At 58.4% G+C, this 21,101-nt stretch carries 21 protein-coding genes and 1 tRNA gene; 11 read left to right on the plus strand and 11 right to left on the minus strand.

Annotated elements, in window-relative coordinates:
- On the plus strand, positions 1-1,518 hold the full coding sequence (lysS, locus tag IB144_RS03980) for a lysine--tRNA ligase (RefSeq protein WP_002916299.1): 1,518 nt from the start codon (positions 1-3) through the stop codon (positions 1,516-1,518).
- A 234-nt stretch (positions 1,519-1,752) separates the two neighbouring features.
- Here the strand turns inward: lysS and idi are convergent, their stop codons facing one another.
- On the minus strand, positions 1,753-2,307 hold the full coding sequence (gene idi, locus IB144_RS03985; RefSeq protein WP_002916298.1) for an isopentenyl-diphosphate Delta-isomerase: 555 nt from the start codon (positions 2,305-2,307) through the stop codon (positions 1,753-1,755).
- 316 nt (positions 2,308-2,623) lie between these two features.
- Here idi and actS point away from each other — a divergent pair, with 316 nt between their 5' ends.
- Both actS and IB144_RS03995 read left to right on the plus strand, forming a co-directional pair.
- Complete coding sequence (gene actS, locus IB144_RS03990; protein ID WP_004157874.1) at positions 2,624-3,337, plus strand: amidase activator ActS; 714 nt, start codon at positions 2,624-2,626, stop codon at positions 3,335-3,337.
- A gap of 80 nt (positions 3,338-3,417) precedes the next feature.
- Positions 3,418-3,491 (plus strand) — tRNA-Gly (locus tag IB144_RS03995).
- 167 nt (positions 3,492-3,658) lie between these two features.
- On the opposite strand, the gene IB144_RS04000 is transcribed toward IB144_RS03995, so the two are convergent.
- The gene (locus tag IB144_RS04000) at positions 3,659-5,047 is read right to left on the minus strand and encodes an MFS transporter (RefSeq protein ID WP_004174490.1); all 1,389 of its coding nucleotides are present in this window, start codon (positions 5,045-5,047) and stop codon (positions 3,659-3,661) included.
- Between the two features lie 129 nt (positions 5,048-5,176).
- On the opposite strand from IB144_RS04000, the gene IB144_RS04005 reads away from it, so the two are divergent.
- On the plus strand, positions 5,177-6,106 hold the full coding sequence (locus tag IB144_RS04005; protein ID WP_065888471.1) for a LysR family transcriptional regulator: 930 nt from the start codon (positions 5,177-5,179) through the stop codon (positions 6,104-6,106).
- Positions 6,107-6,468: 362 nt separating this feature from the next.
- Here IB144_RS04005 and IB144_RS04010 read toward each other — a convergent pair whose 3' ends face one another.
- Genes IB144_RS04010 through IB144_RS04025 form a run of 4 tightly spaced genes read right to left on the minus strand, consistent with a single transcriptional unit; the run spans position 6,469 to position 9,219 of the window.
- Positions 6,469-7,272 (minus strand): carboxymuconolactone decarboxylase family protein, encoded by an 804-nt coding sequence (locus IB144_RS04010; RefSeq protein WP_004889869.1) that lies wholly within the window; start codon positions 7,270-7,272, stop codon positions 6,469-6,471.
- 32 nt (positions 7,273-7,304) lie between these two features.
- Positions 7,305-8,324, minus strand: a complete 1,020-nt coding sequence (locus tag IB144_RS04015; protein ID WP_040216793.1) for an aldo/keto reductase — start codon at positions 8,322-8,324, stop codon at positions 7,305-7,307.
- A gap of 20 nt (positions 8,325-8,344) precedes the next feature.
- Positions 8,345-8,902 carry an NAD(P)H-dependent oxidoreductase gene (locus tag IB144_RS04020; protein ID WP_004174492.1) on the minus strand — a complete coding sequence of 186 codons (558 nt, stop codon included), beginning with the start codon at positions 8,900-8,902 and terminating at the stop codon, positions 8,345-8,347.
- 8 nt (positions 8,903-8,910) lie between these two features.
- Positions 8,911-9,219, minus strand: coding sequence for a superoxide dismutase (locus IB144_RS04025; protein WP_004151785.1), 309 nt, complete (start codon positions 9,217-9,219; stop codon positions 8,911-8,913).
- 138 nt (positions 9,220-9,357) lie between these two features.
- Between IB144_RS04025 and IB144_RS04030 the strand changes: the two genes are divergently transcribed.
- Positions 9,358-10,257, plus strand: coding sequence for a LysR family transcriptional regulator (locus IB144_RS04030; protein WP_004174493.1), 900 nt, complete (start codon positions 9,358-9,360; stop codon positions 10,255-10,257).
- A gap of 171 nt (positions 10,258-10,428) precedes the next feature.
- Positions 10,429-10,704 (plus strand): hypothetical protein, encoded by a 276-nt coding sequence (locus IB144_RS04035; protein ID WP_004174494.1) that lies wholly within the window; start codon positions 10,429-10,431, stop codon positions 10,702-10,704.
- Between the two features lie 3 nt (positions 10,705-10,707).
- On the opposite strand, the gene IB144_RS04040 is transcribed toward IB144_RS04035, so the two are convergent.
- Together IB144_RS04040 and IB144_RS04045 are read right to left on the minus strand one after the other, a co-directional pair.
- A complete protein-coding gene (locus IB144_RS04040) occupies positions 10,708-11,280 on the minus strand; it encodes a DUF1349 domain-containing protein (RefSeq protein ID WP_002916283.1) in 573 nt (190 codons plus the stop codon).
- Positions 11,281-11,310: 30 nt separating this feature from the next.
- Complete coding sequence (locus IB144_RS04045) at positions 11,311-11,604, minus strand: YciI family protein (RefSeq protein WP_002916282.1); 294 nt, start codon at positions 11,602-11,604, stop codon at positions 11,311-11,313.
- 218 nt (positions 11,605-11,822) lie between these two features.
- Between IB144_RS04045 and IB144_RS04050 the strand changes: the two genes are divergently transcribed.
- From IB144_RS04050 to IB144_RS04070, 5 genes are all read left to right on the plus strand, one after another.
- Positions 11,823-12,152, plus strand: a complete 330-nt coding sequence (locus IB144_RS04050; protein WP_032418370.1) for a metalloregulator ArsR/SmtB family transcription factor — start codon at positions 11,823-11,825, stop codon at positions 12,150-12,152.
- Positions 12,153-12,203: 51 nt separating this feature from the next.
- A complete protein-coding gene (locus IB144_RS04055) occupies positions 12,204-13,490 on the plus strand; it encodes an arsenic transporter (protein WP_065888473.1) in 1,287 nt (428 codons plus the stop codon).
- Positions 13,491-13,499: 9 nt separating this feature from the next.
- A complete protein-coding gene (arsC, locus tag IB144_RS04060) occupies positions 13,500-13,922 on the plus strand; it encodes a glutaredoxin-dependent arsenate reductase (protein WP_004181224.1) in 423 nt (140 codons plus the stop codon).
- Positions 13,923-14,394: 472 nt separating this feature from the next.
- Positions 14,395-15,948, plus strand: a complete 1,554-nt coding sequence (locus IB144_RS04065) for a peptide MFS transporter (protein WP_002916277.1) — start codon at positions 14,395-14,397, stop codon at positions 15,946-15,948.
- A 184-nt stretch (positions 15,949-16,132) separates the two neighbouring features.
- Positions 16,133-16,432, plus strand: a complete 300-nt coding sequence (locus IB144_RS04070) for a DUF1889 family protein (RefSeq protein ID WP_002916274.1) — start codon at positions 16,133-16,135, stop codon at positions 16,430-16,432.
- A gap of 246 nt (positions 16,433-16,678) precedes the next feature.
- On the opposite strand, the gene IB144_RS04075 is transcribed toward IB144_RS04070, so the two are convergent.
- Genes IB144_RS04075 through mdtN form a run of 3 tightly spaced genes read right to left on the minus strand, consistent with a single transcriptional unit; the run spans position 16,679 to position 21,099 of the window.
- Positions 16,679-18,127 carry an MdtP family multidrug efflux transporter outer membrane subunit gene (locus IB144_RS04075; protein WP_002916272.1) on the minus strand — a complete coding sequence of 483 codons (1,449 nt, stop codon included), beginning with the start codon at positions 18,125-18,127 and terminating at the stop codon, positions 16,679-16,681.
- A complete protein-coding gene (gene mdtO / locus IB144_RS04080; protein ID WP_032418372.1) occupies positions 18,124-20,061 on the minus strand; it encodes a multidrug efflux transporter permease subunit MdtO in 1,938 nt (645 codons plus the stop codon). The genes IB144_RS04075 and mdtO overlap by 4 nt, the downstream gene beginning before the upstream one ends.
- Positions 20,062-20,073: 12 nt before the next feature.
- The gene (gene mdtN / locus IB144_RS04085) at positions 20,074-21,099 is read right to left on the minus strand and encodes a multidrug transporter subunit MdtN (protein ID WP_004181222.1); all 1,026 of its coding nucleotides are present in this window, start codon (positions 21,097-21,099) and stop codon (positions 20,074-20,076) included.
- Between the last annotated feature and the right edge of the window lie 2 nt (positions 21,100-21,101).

Below are 21,101 nucleotides of genomic sequence, written 5' to 3' on the forward strand. Positions count from 1 at the left end.
ATGTCTGAACAACAAGCACAGGGCGCTGACGCGGCAATTGACCTTAATAATGAACTGAAAACCCGTCGCGAGAAGCTGGCTGCGCTGCGTGAGCAGGGCGTCGCATTCCCGAACGATTTCCGTCGTGACCATACCTCTGACCAACTGCACGCTGACTTCGATGGCAAAGAAAACGAAGAGCTGGAAGCGCTGAACGTTGAAGTGGCCGTTGCTGGCCGCATGATGACCCGTCGTATCATGGGTAAAGCGTCCTTCGTGACCCTGCAGGACGTAGGCGGCCGCATCCAGCTGTACGTGGCGCGTGATGACCTGGCGGAAGGCGTTTATAACGACCAGTTCAAAAAGTGGGACCTCGGCGACATCATCGCCGCCCGCGGTAAGTTGTTCAAGACCAAAACCGGTGAACTCTCTATCCACTGCACCGAGCTGCGTCTGTTGACTAAAGCTCTGCGCCCGCTGCCGGACAAATTCCACGGCCTGCAGGATCAGGAAGCGCGTTACCGCCAGCGTTACCTGGACCTGATCTCCAACGATGAATCCCGCAAGACCTTCAAAGTGCGTTCGCAGATCCTGGCGGGCATCCGTCAGTTCATGGTTGGCCGCGGCTTTATGGAAGTAGAAACCCCGATGATGCAGGTGATCCCGGGCGGCGCTTCCGCGCGTCCGTTCATCACCCATCATAACGCGCTGGATCTGGACATGTACCTGCGTATCGCGCCGGAACTGTACCTCAAGCGTCTGGTGGTTGGCGGCTTCGAACGCGTCTTCGAGATCAACCGTAACTTCCGTAACGAAGGGATCTCCGTTCGTCATAACCCAGAGTTCACCATGATGGAACTCTACATGGCTTATGCGGATTATAAAGATCTGATCGAGCTGACCGAATCTCTGTTCCGCACCCTGGCGCAGGACATCCTCGGCAATACCGAAGTGCCTTACGGCGACCAGGTGTTCGACTTCGGCAAGCCGTTTGAAAAACTGACCATGCGCGAAGCGATCAAGAAATACCGTCCGGAAACCGAGATGGCGGATCTGGATAACTTTGATTCCGCGAAAGCGATCGCTGAGTCTATCGGCATCAAAGTGGAGAAGAGCTGGGGTCTGGGCCGTATCGTGACCGAGATCTTCGAAGAAGTGGCGGAAGCGCACCTGATCCAGCCGACCTTCATCACCGAATACCCGGCGGAAGTTTCTCCGCTGGCGCGCCGTAACGACGTCAACCCGGAAATCACCGACCGCTTTGAATTCTTCATTGGCGGCCGTGAGATCGGTAACGGCTTTAGCGAGCTGAACGACGCCGAAGACCAGGCGCAGCGCTTCCAGGATCAGGTTGATGCGAAAGCCGCAGGCGACGACGAAGCAATGTTTTATGACGAAGACTATGTCACCGCGCTGGAACACGGCCTGCCGCCGACCGCTGGTCTGGGTATCGGTATCGACCGTATGGTCATGCTGTTCACCAACAGCCACACCATCCGCGACGTTATTCTGTTCCCGGCGATGCGTCCGCAGAAATAATCGCCCTTCGCGAAAAGCAAAAAACCCGGCTTGCCGGGTTTTTTTATGTCTGATGTGAGGTCCTAAGGCTGGCGTAGCCTGGCTCAGCGCAGCGCAAGCCGGGGATCCCGGATGGCGGCGTAAACGCCTTATCCGGGCTACGCAATGGCGCAGAACCGTAGGCCTGTGCAAGCGTAGCGCCGCCAGGCATTAATGACAGGCACAGGGCTGCGCCTGGCCTGGAGAATAGTCAGCTTACCCGCGCAGACGCGCAACAAAGTCGGTCAGCGCCTGGCGGGCGTCCCGGTTTTCCGCTTCCAGCACCATCCACGGGCTGAACGCCCACGGCGTGGCGGCCAGCGCGCTTAACATGGTTGCCAGGTCAACCCACTGATAGTCCATGACTTCATCGTCGTTAGGCTGCACTTCGCTTACCACGCGCGCGGCATATACCGGGCACACTTCGTTCTCAACGATACCGTTTGGGGCGACCGCCCGGTAGCGGAAGGCCGGGTGAACCGGCGCGATATCAGAGATCTCCACACCGAGTTCGAAGCGACAGCGGCGCGTGACGGCCTGCTCGAAGGTCTCGCCCTGCTGGGGGTGTCCGCAGACCGAGTTGGTCCATACCCCGGGCCAGGCTTTTTTGCCCAACGAACGGCGAGTGACCAGTAACTGACCCTGCTGGTTAAACAGCCAGCAGGAAAACGCGAGATGTAAAGGGGTATCAAACGTATGGGCGGCATACTTCTCCAGCATACCGGCAGGCTGATCCTGCTCATCCAGCAAAATGACGTGTTCCCCGGCCATGACGACTCCTGAAAATAAAAAATGACCCGGCACAAACCCGCCGGGTCATGTACTCAGGCCACTAGGGTAGCCCATAAATGGGAGAAAGGCATTACCAAAACAAGCCCTGGAGGCAGCTCTGTGAACGGCAACGCGCAATAGTGAGGAGAGGCCGCCGCGCCGCGTGGCGCAAATATGAATTTCTGCCTGCCGCAGACCGCGCGCTAGGGACGGGGGATAATGGTTTCGCCATCAGGGATGACGCCCTGCGCCGCGGACTGGTATGATATTCGCCCTGATTGCGAGGTAAGTGGTTGTGTTAAGTGCAGGATGCCTGATGATGAAACGCTTTTATATGACACTGATGCTGGCGGCAAGCCTGGTGCTGGCCGGCTGCTCCAGCACCTCCGATTCCGGTGGCACCTACACCGTTAAACGCGGCGATACCCTGTACGGCATCTCCCGCACCACCGGCACCAGCGTTCGCGATCTGGCCCGCCTGAATAACATCTCCCCGCCTTACACCATTGAGGTGGGGCAGAAGCTGAAGCTTAACGGCAGCAGTTCAACGAAGACAACGAAGAAAAAATCTTCCTCTACGCGCACCGCGGCGGTCACGCCTTCGTCCGCGGTACCTCAGTCCTCCTGGCCGCCGGTGGGACAGCGCTGCTGGCGCTGGCCGACCAGCGGCAAAGTGGTCTTGCCTTATTCCACCGCCGATGGCGGCAATAAAGGCATTGATATCGCCGGAACCCGCGGCCAGCCGGTGTATGCCGCCGGGGCGGGCAAGGTGGTCTACGTCGGCAATCAGCTGCGCGGCTATGGCAATCTGATCATGATTAAGCACAGCGAGGATTACATCACCGCCTATGCCCACAACGATAAGCTAATGGTGAATAATGGCCAGAGCGTGAAGGCCGGCCAGCAAATTGCCACCATGGGCAGTACGGATGCCGACTCAGTGCGGCTGCATTTCCAGATCCGCTACCGGGCGACAGCCATCGATCCGCTGCGTTACCTGCCGCCGCAGGGAAGTAAACCTAAGTGCTAAAAGGTTATTTTATCGCCAGTCAGCATCCGGCAGGCTTGTCACAGGGTGCGTAAGGGCTATAATGCTTCTCGCACCTCTTCGCGGGCGTAGTTCAATGGTAGAACGAGAGCTTCCCAAGCTCTATACGAGGGTTCGATTCCCTTCGCCCGCTCCAAATTCAAGTCTCCTGAAGTCTACCTAACTCAATTTTCCCTTGATAAATCAGCGGTTATAGCATTCTGTTAGTCTATTGAACTCCGACGGAGGACTCCACTTTGGTTGCGGGATCGGCGTTTTGCGCTGCTGGCGCTGGAGTCGTAGCGTTTAGTGATATTTTCGCGCTTATCCTGTTTCCGCAGGATGAGCGATTTTACGCAACCGGCTCGCGCTGACGACGACCGATACCGCAGAGGCCGCGGCGGCGCTCCACAGCGCAACATGAATTGACCTTTCATCTGCTGCCAGCAGAACGGCTACGGCGGCGGCTCCCAGGCACTGCCCGAAAGTGCGCATAATGGATAAAACACCGGACGCATAACTCGCGTGCTCACGAATAACGTTTGAGAGCATTTCCCGGTTATTGGGACTCTGAAAGCAGCCAAACCCTATTCCGCATACCAGACTTCGCAGGCAGATATCCCACATTGAAGGTCTGGCGGGTAACGTCGCCAGCAGGATCAAACCGACGACAAATATCACCAGCCCCAGGGTGGATATCGCCGGGGCTGATATCGTGTCCGCCCAACGGCCTGCATGCGGCGCAATCAGCACGATCCCTAATGGCCACGGCGTAAACAGCAGGGCAGACACTACCGGACTGTAGCCGTATTCGCTCTGAAACAGGAAGGGTAGCGCAATAAAGGTGATCCCCTGGCTGACAAAAGCAACCATCGACGTGAAGGCCGCGAGGGTAAAACGTTCATTTTTAAACATGCTCGGCGGCAGTAAGGGATGACCCGTGCGGCGGATTTGCCAGATAAAAGCCATGCCGCTCAGCGCAGCGAGAGCCATCCAGCAAAGGCTGCCGAATTGAGAAGTAGCGTTCTGTAGGCTGTTCGCCGCCATGATCGTCGAACCCAACAGCAGCGCCGACAATATGGCGCCCACGGTGTCGAAGGGCGCCTGCATACGGATCGCATCCCGCGGCAGCGCTCTGACCGCCAGTAGTAAGGCGAGGGTGCCGGGAAGAACGTTTATCGCAAACAGCCATTGCCAGCTAAGGGTGTGAAGGATCGTACCGCCCAATACCGGGCCGATAGCGGAGCTCGAGGCAATGAGCAGGGCATGGAACCCCAGAATGCGGCCAAGTAAGCGTCCGGGAAATACGGACCTGAGTATTGCGGGGGCAATACTCAGCGTCGCCGCGCCGCCGATCCCCTGAAGCACGCGCATACCGATAAGCACTTCGGGCTTATTCGCCAGCGCACAACCCAGTGATGTCAGGGTAAAGGTCGTCAGGCCCGCCAGAAATACGGGGCGATAACCCAGACGGGCCGCAAGCGCCGCGAATATCGCCAGCGTCATCGCAGCCGCCAGCAGATACCCGTTGGCGAACCAGACGGCAATACTGGCAGGTACCTGCATCTCCTGAGCCATGGAGGGCAGGGCAATGTTGATCATGGTGCCATCAAACACGCCCATTAAGGTGGTGGTCATTATTGCGGCCATCACCCGTGCGCGCGCCGGGCCAGGCAGTCCTTCGTCGCCGGGTTGACTGGAAAAGAGCGTCATCATTTGTCCTCTGAGAAGAGTGTATGGATGACAAAACTATAAAGATGGCTTTTACCAGGCGGAAGGCGCACTATTTTCACTTTATTGTTGCATCAAACGCCTTATCTTAATGTGCTGGGAGGAAGGGTAATGTCTGATCCCGATTTTAATTTGCTGGTAGCTCTCGACGTATTGCTGAGTGAAGCGAGTGTCGCAGGTGCGGCTCGTCGTCTGAACCTCAGCACTTCGGCCATGAGCCGGACATTAAGCAGGTTACGCGATGTCACAGGAGACCCGATCCTGGTACGCGCCGGGCGTAACATGGTACTGACCCCGTGGGCCGAAGCGACCCGGGATCGCGCCAGGCGTGCAGTGCACGATGCCAGGGCGGTATTACAGCCCTCAACTGAAACGTTCAGCGCGCAAAATCTGGCGCGTCTTTTTACCATCAGGGCAAACGATGGTTTTGTGGTGGCGTTTGGGCCTGCGCTTATAGCAGCGGTTGCCGACGCCGCGCCGGACGTCTGTATACGCTTCGCGCCTAAGCCGGAAAAAACGTCGCGCTATCTTCGGGAAGGGCTGGTTGATCTGGAGATTGGCGTTCAGAGTAATATGGGGCCAGAAATACGGCTGCAACGACTGTTTGAGGATCGGTTTGTTGGCGTCGTCCGTAAAGGGCACCCGCTGGCTAAGCAGGCTGAAATAGGCGTGGGTGATTATGTCGCCTGGGGCCATGTGGTAGCGTCACCCGAGGGCGCGTTGCACGGATCCGTTGACGATGCGCTGGCCGAACTGGGGACAAAACGTAAAATTGCAAGCGTCGTACCGGGATTTCCGACAGCACTTTCCGTGGCGCTGGAATCGGATCTTATCGCCATGATACCCGCACTCTATTTACTCAATCAGCAGGTAACGGACCAGGTACACCTTTTCGAGCTGCCGTTCAAAAGCCGTCGTATTACGGTATCGCAGATGTGGCACCCAAGAATGGAACGCGACCCCGCTCACCGCTGGCTGAGAGAGCAAATTCTTGCGATATGCGGTGTGGCCCGGTCAGTCATGACTAAGGAGCCTGTATAGCGATTGCTATAACATCAATGTATATTAAATGAATAATTCAACTTACTGATATTTAAGGTTAAATGCATCAAACGAAGTAGCGGTGTAGTAGCTAAATTGAGATGTCCATCTCTGACCAAATAGACATGTCCGCGCTACCGTCTCGCCACAGCGATCGCTGCTTTCAAAGGATGAGACTCATGACGGCATACGGAACGGAAATTTTCTCAATGAGCGATGTGAACAGACTCACGATCGAAGTCTCCATACTTCGATAGACCGTTTATGTTCTTTCCGCGAGACCTGATCGAAAGCCCTCCAGGTACCTTTAAATTAACAATTAACGATAAATAAAGGACAGCTTCCCTGTCCTTTATTCTTTTTTATTCAGTTTTGCTCTCGCGCGATCGTAATACCTCACCGACCACCGGGGCGGCGGTAAACGCATTTGGCCATCCCGCGTAGAACGCCGCCTGGGCGACTACTTCTCCGGCCTCTTCAGCCGAAAGCCCATTATCCATAGCTCTGTTTAGGTGGTAGCCAATCTGCGCGCTCTGTCCGGCGGCGATTAACGCGCTGACCGTCACCAGACTTCTGTCGCGGGGCGTAAGCGCGGGCCGTTGCCAGAGGTCGAGAAACAGCGGGTCGGCGGTAAATTTAACCAGGCCAGGCGAAATGGGGCCGACATTTTTTTCCACGGTGTCTGCACGCTGTTTCTCTACCTGTTCATTGAGTGGCAGCAGCGTTGGCGAGGCGGCGGGCAGGGCCTCTGCCGTCACGCCCCTGGCTTCAAAGATGGCTTTAGCGACGCTGACGGCTGACATCGCATTGGGCCAGCCAGCGTAGAAGGCGAGGTGAGTAATGATCTCTGACACTTCCGCTGGCGTCACGCCGCTATCGAGCGCAACGGCAATATAGTGCTTCAGCTCGCCTGGCTGGTTGCGGGCAATCAGCATCGCTACGGTCACGATGCTACGGTCGCGGGCGGACAGGGCGTCACGTTGCCAGAGGTCGTTGCTGATGGCCTCGCGGCCGAAGCGCGCCAGCGCCGGGGAGACCGCTTGAATATCAGCGTCCGCAAGGGTGGAAGGGGTAATTTTCATCATAGCTTCATCTCTTTGTTCGTGGGCATAAGTAAAATCAGACAGCACAAGCGACAAGGCTGCCGCGGCAATCACGTTTTTCATATTTGCTCCTTTCCGATCCGCAGGGCGGATCGTTAGCGCGTCCACACCAGAGGACGGTCTTTGGCTTGCGGCGTGTTTTGCGCCATCACGCCTGTGAGGAAGTGCGGCTGGTAGGCTTCTTCCAGATAACGGATGTCTTCCGGGCTCAGTTGAAGGGCTACAGCGTTGACCGCGCCGTCAACATGATGCTTTTGCGTGGCGCCGATCACCGGGGCGGTGACTTTAGTCAGCAGCCAGGCCAGCGAAATTTCGGTCATCGAGACCTGATGCCGTTCGGCAATTTCGGCGACGCGGGCAATAATGATCCGGTCCTGCTCTGCCGTGCCGTCGTATTTGCCCCGGGCATAATCATCTTCCACCTCTCGCCGCGTGTGGCCTTCTAAGCGGGAGAGACGGCCGCTGGCCAGCGCGCTATAGGGAGTCATGGCGATACCCTCTTCTGCGCACAGCCCGAACAGCTCTCGTTCATCTTCACGCATAATCAGGTTGTAGTGGCTCTGCACAGAAACAAAGGATGTCAGCCCTTCGCGTTCGGCAAGGGCGTTCGCCTTCGCCAGCTGCCAGGCATAGCAATTGGAAATGCCAATCGCGCGCACCTTGCCGGCGGTCACTGCGGTGTGCAGCGCCTCCAGCACGTCGATAACCGGGGTGTTGTAATCCCAGATGTGGTAGATGTAGAGGTCGATGTAGTCCATCCCGAGGTTTCGCAGACTCTGGTCAAGCGAGCGGGCTATCGCCTGTTTTCCGCTGATCCCCTCGGCAATCTGGGCAGCGGTTCGTGGCAGAAACTTGGTGGCCAGCACCACCTCCTCGCGTTTTGCCATCTCCCGCAGCGCCCGGCCAACGTACCGTTCGCTGGAGCCGTTCTGATAGGCGATGGCGGTATCGTAAAAATTGATGCCCTGTTCCAGAGCGTGGCGGATGATGTCCCGGCTGGCTGTTTCGTCCAGCGTCCAGCGATGCTGACCCGTTGACGGATCGCCAAACCCCATACATCCCATGCAGATACGGGAGACCAGTAAGTCACTCTTCCCGAGCCGGGTATACTGCATCGTTATTTTCTCCCTTTGGGTTATTCCACCAGAGTATTAAGCCGCGCGATCAGTCTGGCCGCGTGTTCCCGGGCAAGCGTTTTTTGCTGAGCGATTTTGTCGGCATCCCGGTCGGCGTAGCTAATACCGCAGGTATAAACCGGCGCCAGCAGCGCAAGATTGCACAGCCTGGCCGTGGTCTCGAAGGGAAGGAGATACTCCTCAATGGCATGGCCAAAGAAACCGTCAGCGGTATAGAGCGCCTGTGGCGCTCCCGTGGTGAAGGAGAGGAGCAGCTTTTTACCACCCAGTTTCGCCGTTGAGCCATGGGCGAAGCCGTGGACAAATACCTCGTCCAGCCACTGTTTCATTAACCCGGGCAGCCCATACCAGCTAAAGGGAAACTGCCAGACAATCACATCCGCCTGCAGCAGGCTTTCCTGCTCAGCGGCGATGTTGAATTTGCCGTCCGGATAGAGCCAGTCCAGACGACGGATTTCCGCATCAGGCAGGGCGGTCGCCAGCTCATCGAGGATGGTGGCGTTGGCGATGGAATGGTTAAGATCCGGATGCCCGGAAACGACAAGAATATGAGCCATTCCCAACGTTACTCCTGATGTTTAAATTCAGCGGAGAAGAGATTTTCCCAGCTAATAAACGAGCCGAGTGGAATACACTCGAAGGTTAATAGACCCGCTTTTGCCAGCGGAAATTCGGCCATGACATTATTCGCCTCTTCCACGGTGTCGCACTCGAGGAAAATAGCGACGCCGGGTCGATCCTGACGGAAATAGATGTCGCGAATAAAACCTGACTTATACAGTCCCCAGGCGTGCAGGGCTTCTGCGGTAAGGTGCGGCGCATAGTGTTCCAGCGTCGCGCCGGGGGCAGGGATATCCAGACATAAAATTCGCATAGTTGTCTCCGGAAAGTCGTTGTCAGCGGGAAGAGACAAAAGTATACGAGCCGCAGGGGGGGAAGATTAGGCGGTCATTGACTTAAGAATATTTAGCCTGTACTTAATAATCAGGCGAGGGTGTCTTAAGGAGATGCTATGAATAACGCGCTTTATAATCAGATACGCATCTTTCAGAGCATTGCGCGCGAGGGCAATATCTCGGCCGCCGCGCGCAAGCTCGAAATCACGCCGCCGTCGGTCAGCAATGCGCTCAGGCTGCTGGAGGAGCATATTGGCCACCCCCTTTTTGTGCGCACTACCCGGCGTATCGAGCTGACGGAAACCGGGCAACAGCTGCTGGAGCAGACCGCCGCGGCGGTGGAGACACTGGAAAAGTCGCTGGAAATCATCCGCGACCAGAATCAGGAGCCCTCCGGGGCAGTGAGAATAACCCTCTCGCGCTTTGCCTACCTGCTTATTCTCAAACCGGCGATGGCGGCATTTTGTCAGCAATATCCGGGGATCCAGCTGGAAATATCGGTCTATGACGGTACCGTCAATATTATTGAAGAACGTTTCGACCTTGGGATCCGCTTTGGCGATATTCTCGAAGGCGGCGTGGTCGCCCGCCCGTTAATGAAGCCGTTTCGTGAAGGGCTATACGCCTCCTCTGCCTATCTTGCCGAATATGGCGTGCCCGCGATGCCTGCCGATCTCCATCATCACCGGCTGATTGGCTATCGCTTTATTACCAACAACCGCATCCTGCCGCTGATCCTCAATGACCACGGCGAGCAGCTCACCGTCGAGATGCCCGGACAGTTAATCAGCAATGATATTGACGTCATGGCCGACGGTATTCGCCACGGACTGGGGATTGGCCGTTTATTTGAACCTATCCTGCAATTACAGCCCGATCGTGAGCAGTTTATTCCCGTGATGGAGGACTACTGGAAAACCTATCCGCCGGTTTATCTCTATTACCCAAAAAACGCGGGCAGAACGAAAAGGGTGAAAGCCCTGATTGATTTCCTGATAATGCATGCCGCGGAATAAAGGCTATTTTGCGTGCGAAATATCTGAAGGCACAGATCCTGTCTTTCCCTCAGTCTTAACCCTATACTCCTTGCGGATAAAGCGGTTTTTATCGCGATGATTTTTGCCGCTCAACGGCTTAACCCATCACCAACGTCATAGGCTGGGAATATCAATAAGGGAGAGGTATCAATGGGCAGACGCTTCATAGTCTGTATATTCGCGCTGGTGGCGTTTTCGGCCAGTGCTGCGCATGGTGTTCACGGTGGCCATAACGGGCAGTCGGTGAGCGCTGGCGCCGACGGCGGCAACGGTTCGAACGGCGGCGATATCGATAATTCCTCGGGTCGGGCAGGGTGCCCTGGCGGCACCGATCCCGATAAGCACGGTCATTTTTATCTCCCTGGCACCAGCGAACCCTGCAATCCTGGGCCCCAGGATGCAGAGAAAGTCGGGTCTTCCCGCTAGCGTTCAGCTCAGATCGTGCAGCGCTTTGTCCAGCGGCGGGGAAAGCTGAATATCCTGAAACGCAACCGCCAGTCCGCCACGCTCCGGTGAGCAGCACATGACGCCCGCTTTCACCGGGCCTGGCGGAAAGTAGCCGAGCCGCAGCAGCGGCCAGCGCTCGCCGTCGGTTGAATACTGCAGCCTTAACGCGTCGCCCTTGCGGGTCAGCCGCAGCCAGAAGGTGCGCGGGTCGCCGGGGAAAAGCCCGGTGGCCCAGTCGGAGTGGGTTAGCGTCAGTACGCTGCCGATGGCCGGGGCATCGTCATTAAACTCAATTCCCGCCTTCAGCCAGGTCTGCTCGTCGGCCATCATCATCAGCCCAGCCTGGTCGTAAAGCGTGGTGAAATCCGCACAGATTTTTGCCTGCAGGGTAAAATCGCCCGCCACTTCTGCGGCATAGAGATGGCCAGAGAAGCGCTCGAAGCCATACCAGGTATGGCGCCAGAAGTCGGTATGCTTATTAGTGACCACCGTCAGGCCGTCGGAATCGCGGCGCCACTCGGCAGGTTCATTGATCCAGTGAAAGTACGGCTGCATTTTTCCTCCGGGATATGCTTTCAGACAGGGTTATAACAGCGACTGCAGCGCGGGTGACGCCATGCTGGCCTCAAAGGGAATAATCTCTGTACGGGCGAGACCCAGCTGCTGGAAGGGATCCTGGCTCAGACGCGCTTGCAGAGTTTCCCGGCTATCGCATTTTGCCAGAATGACGCCGCCGGTGCGGGGAATACGGCGGCCGGAGGCGAGAAAGAGGCCGTCGGCATAGCCTTTTTTGAGCCATTCGATGTGGGCGGGGATCGCACGGTCAACCTCTTCGAGCGGTTTTATATACGTTAAAACAACCACATAAATCGTACTCATCCTGAAAGCCCTGGCAATCCAATGGGATCTCCAGCCTGACATATTTCGATGATGGAGAAAAGAAAACGCGGCATTTTTCCGTGCTATTTAGCAGGGATGGCGGGGCGCAACATCCCGGATGCTCATCGCAGACGTGAATTAATATATATGTTTTTGCGCATGTATATTGATCTTTCTTTGTGGCCCCGTATGCTGTCCGTCACGCTTGAGGAGAAATCATGTCTTTATTGCCCCTGCAACTGTTCAAAAACCTCGCCGATGAAACTCGGCTGGGGATCGTATTGCTGCTCAAGGCGCGTGGAGAGTTGTGCGTGTGCGATCTCTGTACGGCGCTCGTCCAGTCCCAGCCCAAGATCTCCCGCCATCTGGCGATGCTCCGTGAGAGCGGATTGCTGCTGGATCGTAAACAGGGTAAGTGGGTCCATTACCGCCTCTCTCCGCAGATGCCGGCCTGGGCGGCGCAGGTGATTGAGCAGGCCTGGCTCAGTCAGCAGGAGGATGTGCGGCTGATGATCAGCAGACTGGCTGGCGGGCCGGGGTGCCGGTAAAAAATTTATCTTAACATATATGATTTTTCGAATGTGATTGGCGGAGGAACGATGTTGCTGGCAGGTACGATTTTTATCCTGACCCTGGTGCTGGTGATCTGGCAGCCGCGGGGGTTAGGGATCGGCTGGAGCGCGGCCTTTGGCGCGGCGCTGGCCACCGGTGGCGTACAGGTAGCCGATATCCCGGTGGTATGGCATATCGTCTGGAATGCGACCGCCACCTTTATCGCCGTTATCATTATCAGCCTGCTGCTTGATGAGTCTGGCTTTTTCGAATGGGCCGCGCTGCACGTTTCCCGCTGGGGAAGAGGCCGGGGTCGACTGCTGTTTACCTGGATTATCCTGCTCGGCGCGGCGGTGGCGGCGCTGTTTGCCAACGACGGGGCGGCGCTGATCCTCACGCCAATCGTGATTGCCATGCTGCGAGCGCTGGGGTTCAGCAAGGGAACGATGCTGGCCTTTGTCATGGCCGCCGGATTTATTGCCGATACCGCCAGCCTGCCGCTGGTGGTGTCGAATCTGGTGAATATCGTTTCGGCAGATTTCTTTGCCATCGGCTTTAGGGAGTACGCTTCGGTGATGGTGCCGGTCGATCTCGCGGCGATCCTCACCACCCTGGCGATGCTGCACCTGTTCTTTCGCAAGGATATCCCGCCGGCCTGGGATATGGCGTTACTGAAAGCGCCGGCCACGGCAATAAAAGATCCAGCGACGTTCCGCACCGGCTGGGGCGTGCTGCTGCTGTTGCTGGCTGGCTTTTTCGTCCTTGAACCGCTGGGGATCCCGGTCAGCGCCATCGCGGCGCTCGGTGCCGGGATCCTGTTTGCTGTCGCGAAGCACGGGCGGGTAATTAACACCGGTAAGGTGCTGCGCGGCGCCCCGTGGCAGATAGTGATCTTCTCGCTGGGAATGTATCTGGTGGTGTATGGTCTGCGAAACGCCGGGTTAACGGACTATCTGACCACGGTGCTGAACATGCTGGCGGAGCGCGGCCTCTGGGCCGCGACGCTGGGCACTGGTGTTCTGTCGGCCTTCCTCTCTTCGATTATGAATAATATGCCCAGCGTACTGGTCGGCGCCCTGTCGATTGATGGCAGCGCGGCAACAGGGACGATCAAAGAGGCCATGATTTATGCCAACGTCATCGGCTGCGATCTGGGGCCCAAGATCACGCCAATTGGTAGCCTGGCCACGCTGCTGTGGCTGCATGTGCTGGCGCAGAAGCACATCACCATCGGTTGGGGGTATTATTTCCGCTGCGGCATCACCATGACCCTGCCGGTGCTGCTTGTGACGCTGGCCGCGCTGGCGCTGCGTCTCTCCTTCAACCAGCCATGAGAACGTACTATGAGCATCACCATTTACCATAACCCTGACTGCGGCACCTCGCGTAATACGCTGGCGCTGATCCGTAACAGCGGCGCCGAGCCCACCATTATCTATTATCTGGAGACGCCGCCGTCGGGTGATGAGCTGCGCCAGCTGCTCGCCGCGATGGGGATCCCGGTGCGCGCGCTGCTGCGGAAAAACGTCGAACCCTACGACGCGCTGGGCCTGGCGGAAGACCGGTTTACTGACGACCAGATAATCGACTTTATGCTTCAGCATCCGATCCTGATTAACCGTCCGATCGTAACGACACCGCAGGGCACCCGACTCTGCCGCCCGTCAGAGGTGGTGCTGGAGATCCTGACGGCGCCGCAACAAGGCGCATTCGTGAAGGAGGACGGTGAGCCAGTCATTGATGCCGCAGGGCAGCGTGTGAAATAGCGCGCAGAATGGCGCCGGCTGTAGCAGCCGGCATGCCGTGTTAAACCTGCTGTATGGTAGGCTCTCCAGGTATGTAGCGCCTGGATTGCTGACAATATTCTCGCTTAGCGCTATTTCTCCACTATCCAGTCTGTTTCCCTTACTTTTCCTGCCGTTATACACCGCCTCTGCGCCGGTGGTTTATGTCTCTCGATAAATTATTAACTGTTTGTTTTTAATGGGTAAAATATCGTTTTGTGCGTAATGATATAAAGTCAACGTCGTTTGCATTATTGCGAACATTAAATCTGTAAAACTAGATGTTTGTCGACTTTTCATCTAAAAAGGGAAGGTAAGGGGCTGGACAAAACCATTGCGTGGTTATCAAATGGTTAAAAATGCTCGTGTTTGATGTTAATACAAACAAATTATAAATCGTCAGCCTGCTTTATACGGTTAACTTGCGCTGCGGCGCACCTTACCTGGAGAATTTATGCATTCCTCTGTTAATAAAAACGAAAGCCGTACCTTTTTCGGCCATCCTTATCCGCTGGGCTCGCTGTTCTTCACTGAAATGTGGGAGCGCTTCTCGTTTTACGGCATCCGTCCTTTACTGATCCTGTTTATGGCGGCGACAGTGTACGACGGCGGCATGGGCCTGGCGCGAGAGAACGCCTCGGCGATCGTTGGGATTTTTGCCGGCAGTATGTATCTGGCCGCGCTGCCGGGCGGCTGGCTGGCGGATAACTGGCTTGGCCAACAACGCGCCGTCTGGTACGGCTCTATCCTGATCGCCCTGGGGCACCTGTCGATCGCTCTGTCAGCATGGCTGGGCAACGATCTGTTCTTTATCGGTCTGATGTTTATCGTCCTGGGTTCCGGGTTGTTTAAAACCTGTATCTCGGTGATGGTCGGCACCCTGTATAAAAAGGGCGACGCGCGCCGCGACGGTGGTTTTTCGCTGTTCTACATGGGGATCAACATCGGCTCGTTTATCGCGCCATTGATCTCTGGCTGGCTTATCAAATCGCATGGCTGGCACTGGGGCTTCGGCATCGGAGGGATCGGGATGCTGGTGGCGCTGATCATTTTCCGTGTCTTTGCCGTACCGTCGATGAAGCGCTATGACGCGGAGGTTGGCCTCGATTCCACCTGGAACAGCCCGGTGGCGAAAAAGAATGGCGTTGGAGCGTGGCTGCTGGCGCTGGCGCTGGGAGTGGCGGTGCTGGTCACGCTTATCAGCCTGGGCACGATCGTGATTAACCCGGTAGCGGTGGCCAGCGTGCTGGTCTATGTGATTGCCGCCTCCGTGGCGCTCTATTTCATCTGGCTGTTCGTCTTCGCCGGACTCAACCGTAAAGAGCGGGCGCGCCTGCTGGTGTGCTTTATTTTGCTGGTCTCGGCGGCCTTTTTCTGGTCCGCGTTTGAACAGAAACCGACCTCCTTCAACCTGTTTGCTAACGACTATACCAACCGGATGATCGGCGATTTTGAGATCCCCGCGGTCTGGTTCCAGTCGATTAACGCCTTGTTTATCATTCTCCTCGCGCCGGTATTCAGCTGGGCGTGGCCTGCGCTGGCGCGTAAAAACGTTCGTCCGGGCAGTATGACCAAATTCGTGATTGGCATCCTGTGCGCAGCGGCGGGCTTTGGCCTGATGATGCTGGCGGCGCAGAACGTTCTGAGCAACGGCGGGGCCGGTGTGTCGCCGCTGTGGCTGGTGGGCAGCATCCTGATGCTGACGCTCGGTGAACTGTGCCTCAGCCCGATTGGGCTGGCGACCATGACTCTGCTGGCGCCGGAGAGAATGCGCGGCCAGATGATGGGGCTGTGGTTCTGCGCCAGCGCGCTGGGTAACCTGGCGGCGGGCCTGATCGGCGGTCATGTGAAGGCCGATCAGCTGTCGCTGCTGCCGGACCTCTTCGCCCGCTGCTCCATCGCATTGCTGATCTGCGCCGCCGTGCTGGCCGTGCTGATTGTCCCGGTCCGCCGGATGCTGGAGAACAGTCGGTCCAGCGCCGCGCAAAAATCCCTCAGCAACGCCTGACGCAAGCCTCAGGCCGGCCCGGTGGGGCCGGCTTGTTTTTTGTCCAATCCCCGCCCCAGCAGAACAAAATCCCCTTTTCACAATGCGCGATGTCCCATAACGTGAGCGTGTTCTTTGAAATCACGTCGCTTTCCGGTCCATAGTGTAGTCAGGTTTACTATGTGGTTAATATAAGGACACACCTATGCCAGCAGTCATTGATAAAGCATTGGATTTCATCGGTGGTATGAATACGTCTGAGCCAGTACCACAGTCTATGGATGAAAGTACCGCGAAGGGAATTCTCAAATATTTAAAAGAACTGGGCGTACCAGCCACCCCGGCCGACGTCGCTGCGCGCGGCCAACAGCAGGGCTGGAGCGCTGGGTTTACCGACAAAGTGGCGGAGTGGGCTGAACGGGTCGCCGCCGGCGAACGGCTGGTGATTAAGCATCCGGAATTCTTTTCCACCTATATGCGGGAAGAGCTGCGCGCCCTGGTGTAATCGCCGCGCATCCACCCCGCCCCTTCAGCTTAATGCCTTCCCCTATTGGGAAGGCATTTTGGCGGATGACAAACCCGTTTCGTTATTGTGCCCGCCTTACTGCCGGGTGGCGGCTTTCGCCTTACCCGGCCTACAAAAAAATGCAATATCAAACAGTTATGCAGTTAGCTGTAGGCCCGCGCAAGCGCTGAATATTGCACTTTGTCTGCAGTCTGATTGCCTTCCCCTATTGGGAAGGCATTTTTGTTACTGCCCTCGATAGCCGCCGCCCAGGGCTTTGATCAGGGTAATGTCGGTGCTTAGCCGCTGGGCCTCAATGTCCAGCAGCAACAGCTGCTGGGCGAGGACCGCCCGGCGGGCTTCTTCGGCGGCGTAGCGGCTGAGGAGGCCGCGCTGATAATGGGCGCGAGCGCTATCGGTGGTGGTCTGCGCCGCGGTGACTTTTAGCTGCTGCAGCGCGCGCTGCTGATTCAGGTCGTTAAGCTGGCTGGAGCTGATAGCGACATCGCGAACCGCATCCAGCACCGCCTGGTTGTACTGTTTGATCAGGATGTTGCTGGCGGTGCGTACCGACTGCAGATTAGCGTTCAGACGACCGCCGTCGAAGATCGGCAGATACAGCCCGGGCAGCAGGTTGATCTGCTGGAAAGAGGACTTAAACAGATCCCCGACGCTCAGAGCGTTATAGCCCCAGAACGCTTTGATATCAAAATGGGGATAGAAGGCCGCTTTCGCCGCATCGACCTGGCTCAGGGAGGCGGTGACGTAGCCGCGCAGCGCCTGCAGGTCCGGACGGCGGGCCAGCAGCTCGAAAGAGAGCGACGGCGGCAGCGTCTCCTGGAGCGCCGGCAGCGCCACCGGATGGATGGCCGGCATGCTCTGCGCATCGGCGCCGATAAGCGCCCGCAGGGTTTCACGATACTGGGTCAGCATCCCCTCGGCGCTAATGATCTGCTGGCGAGCGGCGAGCTGTTCGGCCTGGGCGTTGGCCACATCCACACTGTCTTCCAGGCCGCGCCGGGTCCGGTGCTCGTGGGCTTCCACCGAGAATCGGGCAATGCCCTCCAGCTCCTGCAGCAGCGCGATTTTCTGGAACGTCGCCTGCATGGCGAAATAGAGCTGCGCCACGCTGCTGGCGATGTCGAGCTCAATGCCGGCGGTCTCCGCCAGCCGGGCGTTTTTCTCGCCAATAGCGGCGGCGACCCGTGCGCGATCGGCCCCCCAGAGATCGATATTCAGCTGCGCCCCGACGCCAACGGTATTCAGCGTATACCAGGGGCCGTTTTTATCCACCGGCAGGGAGTATGAGTAGGGCCAGCTAAAGGATTTGTCGGTGATCCGCAGGCGGTTTTGCGCCGCGACGGCGGTAGCCTGCAGGCCCATCGCCGACCGGGCGAGTTCCACCGTGGACTGCGACTGGGAGATGCGCAGCCGGGCGGCCTGCATGGTCGGCGAGTTCTGCAGCGCCCGGTTGATCAGCATATTGAGCTGAGGATCATCATAGGCCTCCCACCAGCGGGCGGCCGGCCAGTCGCTGTTCGCCAGGTGGATCACCTGCGCCAGCTGGGCCTGCTGCGGATTGACGATGGCGACCTGGGCAGGCTCATCCTGGATCAGCGCGCAGCCGCTGAGCAGCGTCAGCGTCAGGGTAAAAAGAGTGCCGCGCAGGCGCGCGGAGAAAGGAAGGATCATCATGACGTTTTAGCCTGTTGCTCAGTCGCTATCGGTGTCGGCCCCCAGTCGGGCAGGGCGGCCAGCGCGGCGGCCAGCGCCGGGCCAAAGGGGTTAGTCAGGTCGGCGGTCAGCTGTTCGCCAGGCGCCGTCGCCTCCTGTTCGATACGTTCAGCGTAGCGCCGCAGCTGTTCGGCGCAGCGGGTCAGGGTCGGGTCTCCCGGCGCGGCGTTGAGTCGGTAGCCTTCGCTGAGGCGGGCGATCTCCTCGGCCTGGGCGAGGGTGGCGCGCATCGGCCAGCCTTTCGCCTGGGGCCAGGGGTGAGCATACGTGCCCAGCGGTTCGGCGCGAACCCGGTGGATCAGCGCTTCGCTGTCGGTGAAGGCGACAAGCAGGGGAGCCAGCGGAACCGCCTCCTTCGGGGCGGCGAGGCAGTCCGCCAGCCGGCGATAAAGTGCCGCAAGGCGGGTTTTCAGCTGCGGCGCTTCGCTGTCCGGCCAGAGATACAAATGAACAATGGAGGAGACCAGCACCCCGAGCAGGATGCCCAGCACCCGATCCCGGAGCTCGGTGAGGTTCGTCAGCGGAGCAAACCAGCTGAGAAAGGCCAGCGCAAAGGTGAAACCAATCTGGATCCCGGCGTAGGCGATACGCTCCGAGCCGGCGGCAATCCACGCCGCCAGCGCCAGCACCGGCAGGGACATCGCCAGCAGGCCCGTCAGCGAATCGGTCCAGGGCTGGACAAAGACGATTAACAGCAGCGCCAGCAGGGAGGCGAGCAGCGCCCCGGCGATGCGCAGCCATGTCTTTTGCATCGTGGCGCCCAGCCCGGGCTGGGCGACGATCACGCAGCTCAGCATAATGGTATGTAGACCCTGCCAGTCGGCAGCGGTATAGAAGACATAGCAGATTAGGGTCGCCAGCAGGGTCTTGAGCGCAAAATGGAGATATGCCGGGTTGCGCCAGGCGTCCGGCGCCAGCAGGGGCGCCTTCTCCACCTCACCCTGCGGCAGGGCAACCGGCTCGCCCTGCGCCAACCGCTGCAGAGTGGTAGCCATCTCCTGCAGAACAGCGCGATTGACGCCGCAACCGCTGAGCGTCAGGGGAGGAATGGCGCCGTCAAACGGCCCCTCGCTAAGGGCGTTCTTCAGCTGAAGTACCGCCTGCGACAGCTGCTGGCGATCGTCACTATCCGCCTCGTCTGCTTGCAGCAGGGTCGCCAGCTGGTAGCAGCGCAAAGTGGCGGCCAGCCGCGAGCGCCAGGCCTGGGGAGCGGCGGCGATCTCCGGTGTCGCCCGGCTGGCCTGGGCGAACAGCGACTGCAGCTGATTGAACTGCGCGGCGGTCTCGCCGAAGGTCGGTAGCGCTTCAGCGTCCGGGGCCGCCAGCCGCCGGGCGACCTCGTGCAGCATCCCGGCCAGACGCGCCTTAAACTGGTTGCCGGGAAAGGCCTGCTGAAAGCAGGCGTTGACCAGCAGGGTGACGAGGATCGCGGTGTTAATCGCCACCCACAGCCAAAGCAGCAGCCGCACCAGGATCTCGCTCTGGCTGGTCATCGACGGGAAGGTCTGAGCGTAAATCACCGCCAGCGCCACCACGAAAAAGGCCAGTCCCAGCTTGCCCAGCACCCGCATCAGATAGAGGGCGCAGAAAAAGAGCGCCACGGAAGCCGCCAGGCGGATCAGCGGGTAGTCATAGGTCCACTTGATGATCAGCAGCACGCCGCCGAGCGCCACGGTGACGGTGACAAAAAAGACCACGCTGACCAGCTTAATCATCAACACGTTAGGCTGGCTGACGTAGAATACGACGATCAGCGCAACGGCCAGGAAAGGGATCTGCAGGGTCATAAACAGGGTGATGAGCACCGCGCAGCTTAGCGTCAGGCGCAGCGTGTAGCTGGCGCGTCCCGGCGCGTCGCGCAGTTCCTGGCGTAAAAAATGGGCGAGAGGAAACATAGCGTCGCCCGGCTACGGCTGCAGCACGGCGCTGGCCGAGGCGCCCATGCGGAACAGTTCCGGGTCGGGATCGCTGACGGCGATTTTCACCGGGAAGCGCTGCGAGACGTGGACCCAGTTAATGCTTTTCTGGATCAGCGGCAGCCCTTCGATGACGCTCCCACCTTCGGGCAGGACCCCGGAGCCGACCGAATCCACCACCCCGTTAAAGGTCCGGTTGTGGTTGGTCATCACGGTGATCCGCGCCGCCACGCCGGGGCGCACGTTGTTCAGGTCGGTTTCGCGGAAGTTCGCGATCACATACCAGCGGTCGTCATCCAGCAGGGTGAAGACCGGTTTCAGCGCCGAGGCGTACTGGCCGACGGTGGTTTTCAGCGCCACCACCACGCCGTTGAACGGCGCGCGCACTTCGGTAAATTCCAGATGCAGTTCAGCGAGGGCGATTTGCGCCAGGACCCCGGCGCGTTGCGCCACCATGGCATCCACGCCAGTCACGGCCGCCGAGGCCTGTTTGGCCTGCAGCAGCGTGGCCTCCAGCTCCGCCCGCGCCGCTTTCTCAGCGGTGCGCGCCTGATCGAGATCTTCCTGGGAAGCGAACCCCTGCGGCACCAGCGGCTCAAGGCGGATACGCGTGGAGGTGGTCTGCTTAACCAGCGCTCTGGCGCGCTCGACGGCGGCCGCCACCGACTGGGCGTTATACTCCTGCGCTTTGATGGTGCGCTGGGTCAGCATGATCTGCGCGTCGAGGGTCGTCAGCCGGGCTTTCGCGTCATCGAGCATTGCCTGATAGGGGCGGGGGTCGATGCGGAACAACAGATCGCCTTTTTTCACCCGCTGGTTATCGCGAATGGGCATCTCCACGATGCGTCCGCTGACCTCGGGCACTACATCGATGGTATCGGCATAGACATAGGCGTCATTGGTCTCCGGCGAGGTTTGCAACTGCCAGATAACGAGGATCAGCGCCAGGATGGCGGCAAGGACCAGCGCCAGCAGAGGCCACTTTTTGCGTAACAGGGGAGTGCGGGAAGTTGTCATAA

The sequence above is a fragment of the Klebsiella sp. K4 genome (assembly GCF_014596785.2).
Classification (GTDB): Bacteria; Pseudomonadota; Gammaproteobacteria; order Enterobacterales; family Enterobacteriaceae; genus Klebsiella; species Klebsiella pneumoniae.

Coding starts and splice junctions, on each gene's coding strand:
- lysS (WP_002916299.1), top strand. CDS start 1: ATGTCTGAACAACAAGCACAGGGCGCTGACGCGGCAATTGACCTTAAT.
- IB144_RS04050 (WP_032418370.1), top strand. CDS start 11,823: ATGTCTTTATTGCCCCTGCAACTGTTCAAAAACCTCGCCGATGAAACT.
- IB144_RS04075 (WP_002916272.1), bottom strand. CDS start 18,127: ATGATGATCCTTCCTTTCTCCGCGCGCCTGCGCGGCACTCTTTTTACC.
- IB144_RS04065 (WP_002916277.1), top strand. CDS start 14,395: ATGCATTCCTCTGTTAATAAAAACGAAAGCCGTACCTTTTTCGGCCAT.
- IB144_RS04055 (WP_065888473.1), top strand. CDS start 12,204: ATGTTGCTGGCAGGTACGATTTTTATCCTGACCCTGGTGCTGGTGATC.
- arsC (WP_004181224.1), top strand. CDS start 13,500: ATGAGCATCACCATTTACCATAACCCTGACTGCGGCACCTCGCGTAAT.
- actS (WP_004157874.1), top strand. CDS start 2,624: ATGATGAAACGCTTTTATATGACACTGATGCTGGCGGCAAGCCTGGTG.
- idi (WP_002916298.1), bottom strand. CDS start 2,307: ATGGCCGGGGAACACGTCATTTTGCTGGATGAGCAGGATCAGCCTGCC.
- IB144_RS04040 (WP_002916283.1), bottom strand. CDS start 11,280: ATGCAGCCGTACTTTCACTGGATCAATGAACCTGCCGAGTGGCGCCGC.
- IB144_RS04020 (WP_004174492.1), bottom strand. CDS start 8,902: ATGGCTCATATTCTTGTCGTTTCCGGGCATCCGGATCTTAACCATTCC.
- IB144_RS04025 (WP_004151785.1), bottom strand. CDS start 9,219: ATGCGAATTTTATGTCTGGATATCCCTGCCCCCGGCGCGACGCTGGAA.
- mdtO (WP_032418372.1), bottom strand. CDS start 20,061: ATGTTTCCTCTCGCCCATTTTTTACGCCAGGAACTGCGCGACGCGCCG.
- IB144_RS04015 (WP_040216793.1), bottom strand. CDS start 8,324: ATGCAGTATACCCGGCTCGGGAAGAGTGACTTACTGGTCTCCCGTATC.
- IB144_RS04070 (WP_002916274.1), top strand. CDS start 16,133: ATGCCAGCAGTCATTGATAAAGCATTGGATTTCATCGGTGGTATGAAT.
- IB144_RS04005 (WP_065888471.1), top strand. CDS start 5,177: ATGTCTGATCCCGATTTTAATTTGCTGGTAGCTCTCGACGTATTGCTG.
- IB144_RS04000 (WP_004174490.1), bottom strand. CDS start 5,047: ATGACGCTCTTTTCCAGTCAACCCGGCGACGAAGGACTGCCTGGCCCG.
- IB144_RS04010 (WP_004889869.1), bottom strand. CDS start 7,272: ATGAAAAACGTGATTGCCGCGGCAGCCTTGTCGCTTGTGCTGTCTGAT.
- IB144_RS04035 (WP_004174494.1), top strand. CDS start 10,429: ATGGGCAGACGCTTCATAGTCTGTATATTCGCGCTGGTGGCGTTTTCG.
- IB144_RS04045 (WP_002916282.1), bottom strand. CDS start 11,604: ATGAGTACGATTTATGTGGTTGTTTTAACGTATATAAAACCGCTCGAA.
- IB144_RS04030 (WP_004174493.1), top strand. CDS start 9,358: ATGAATAACGCGCTTTATAATCAGATACGCATCTTTCAGAGCATTGCG.
- mdtN (WP_004181222.1), bottom strand. CDS start 21,099: ATGACAACTTCCCGCACTCCCCTGTTACGCAAAAAGTGGCCTCTGCTG.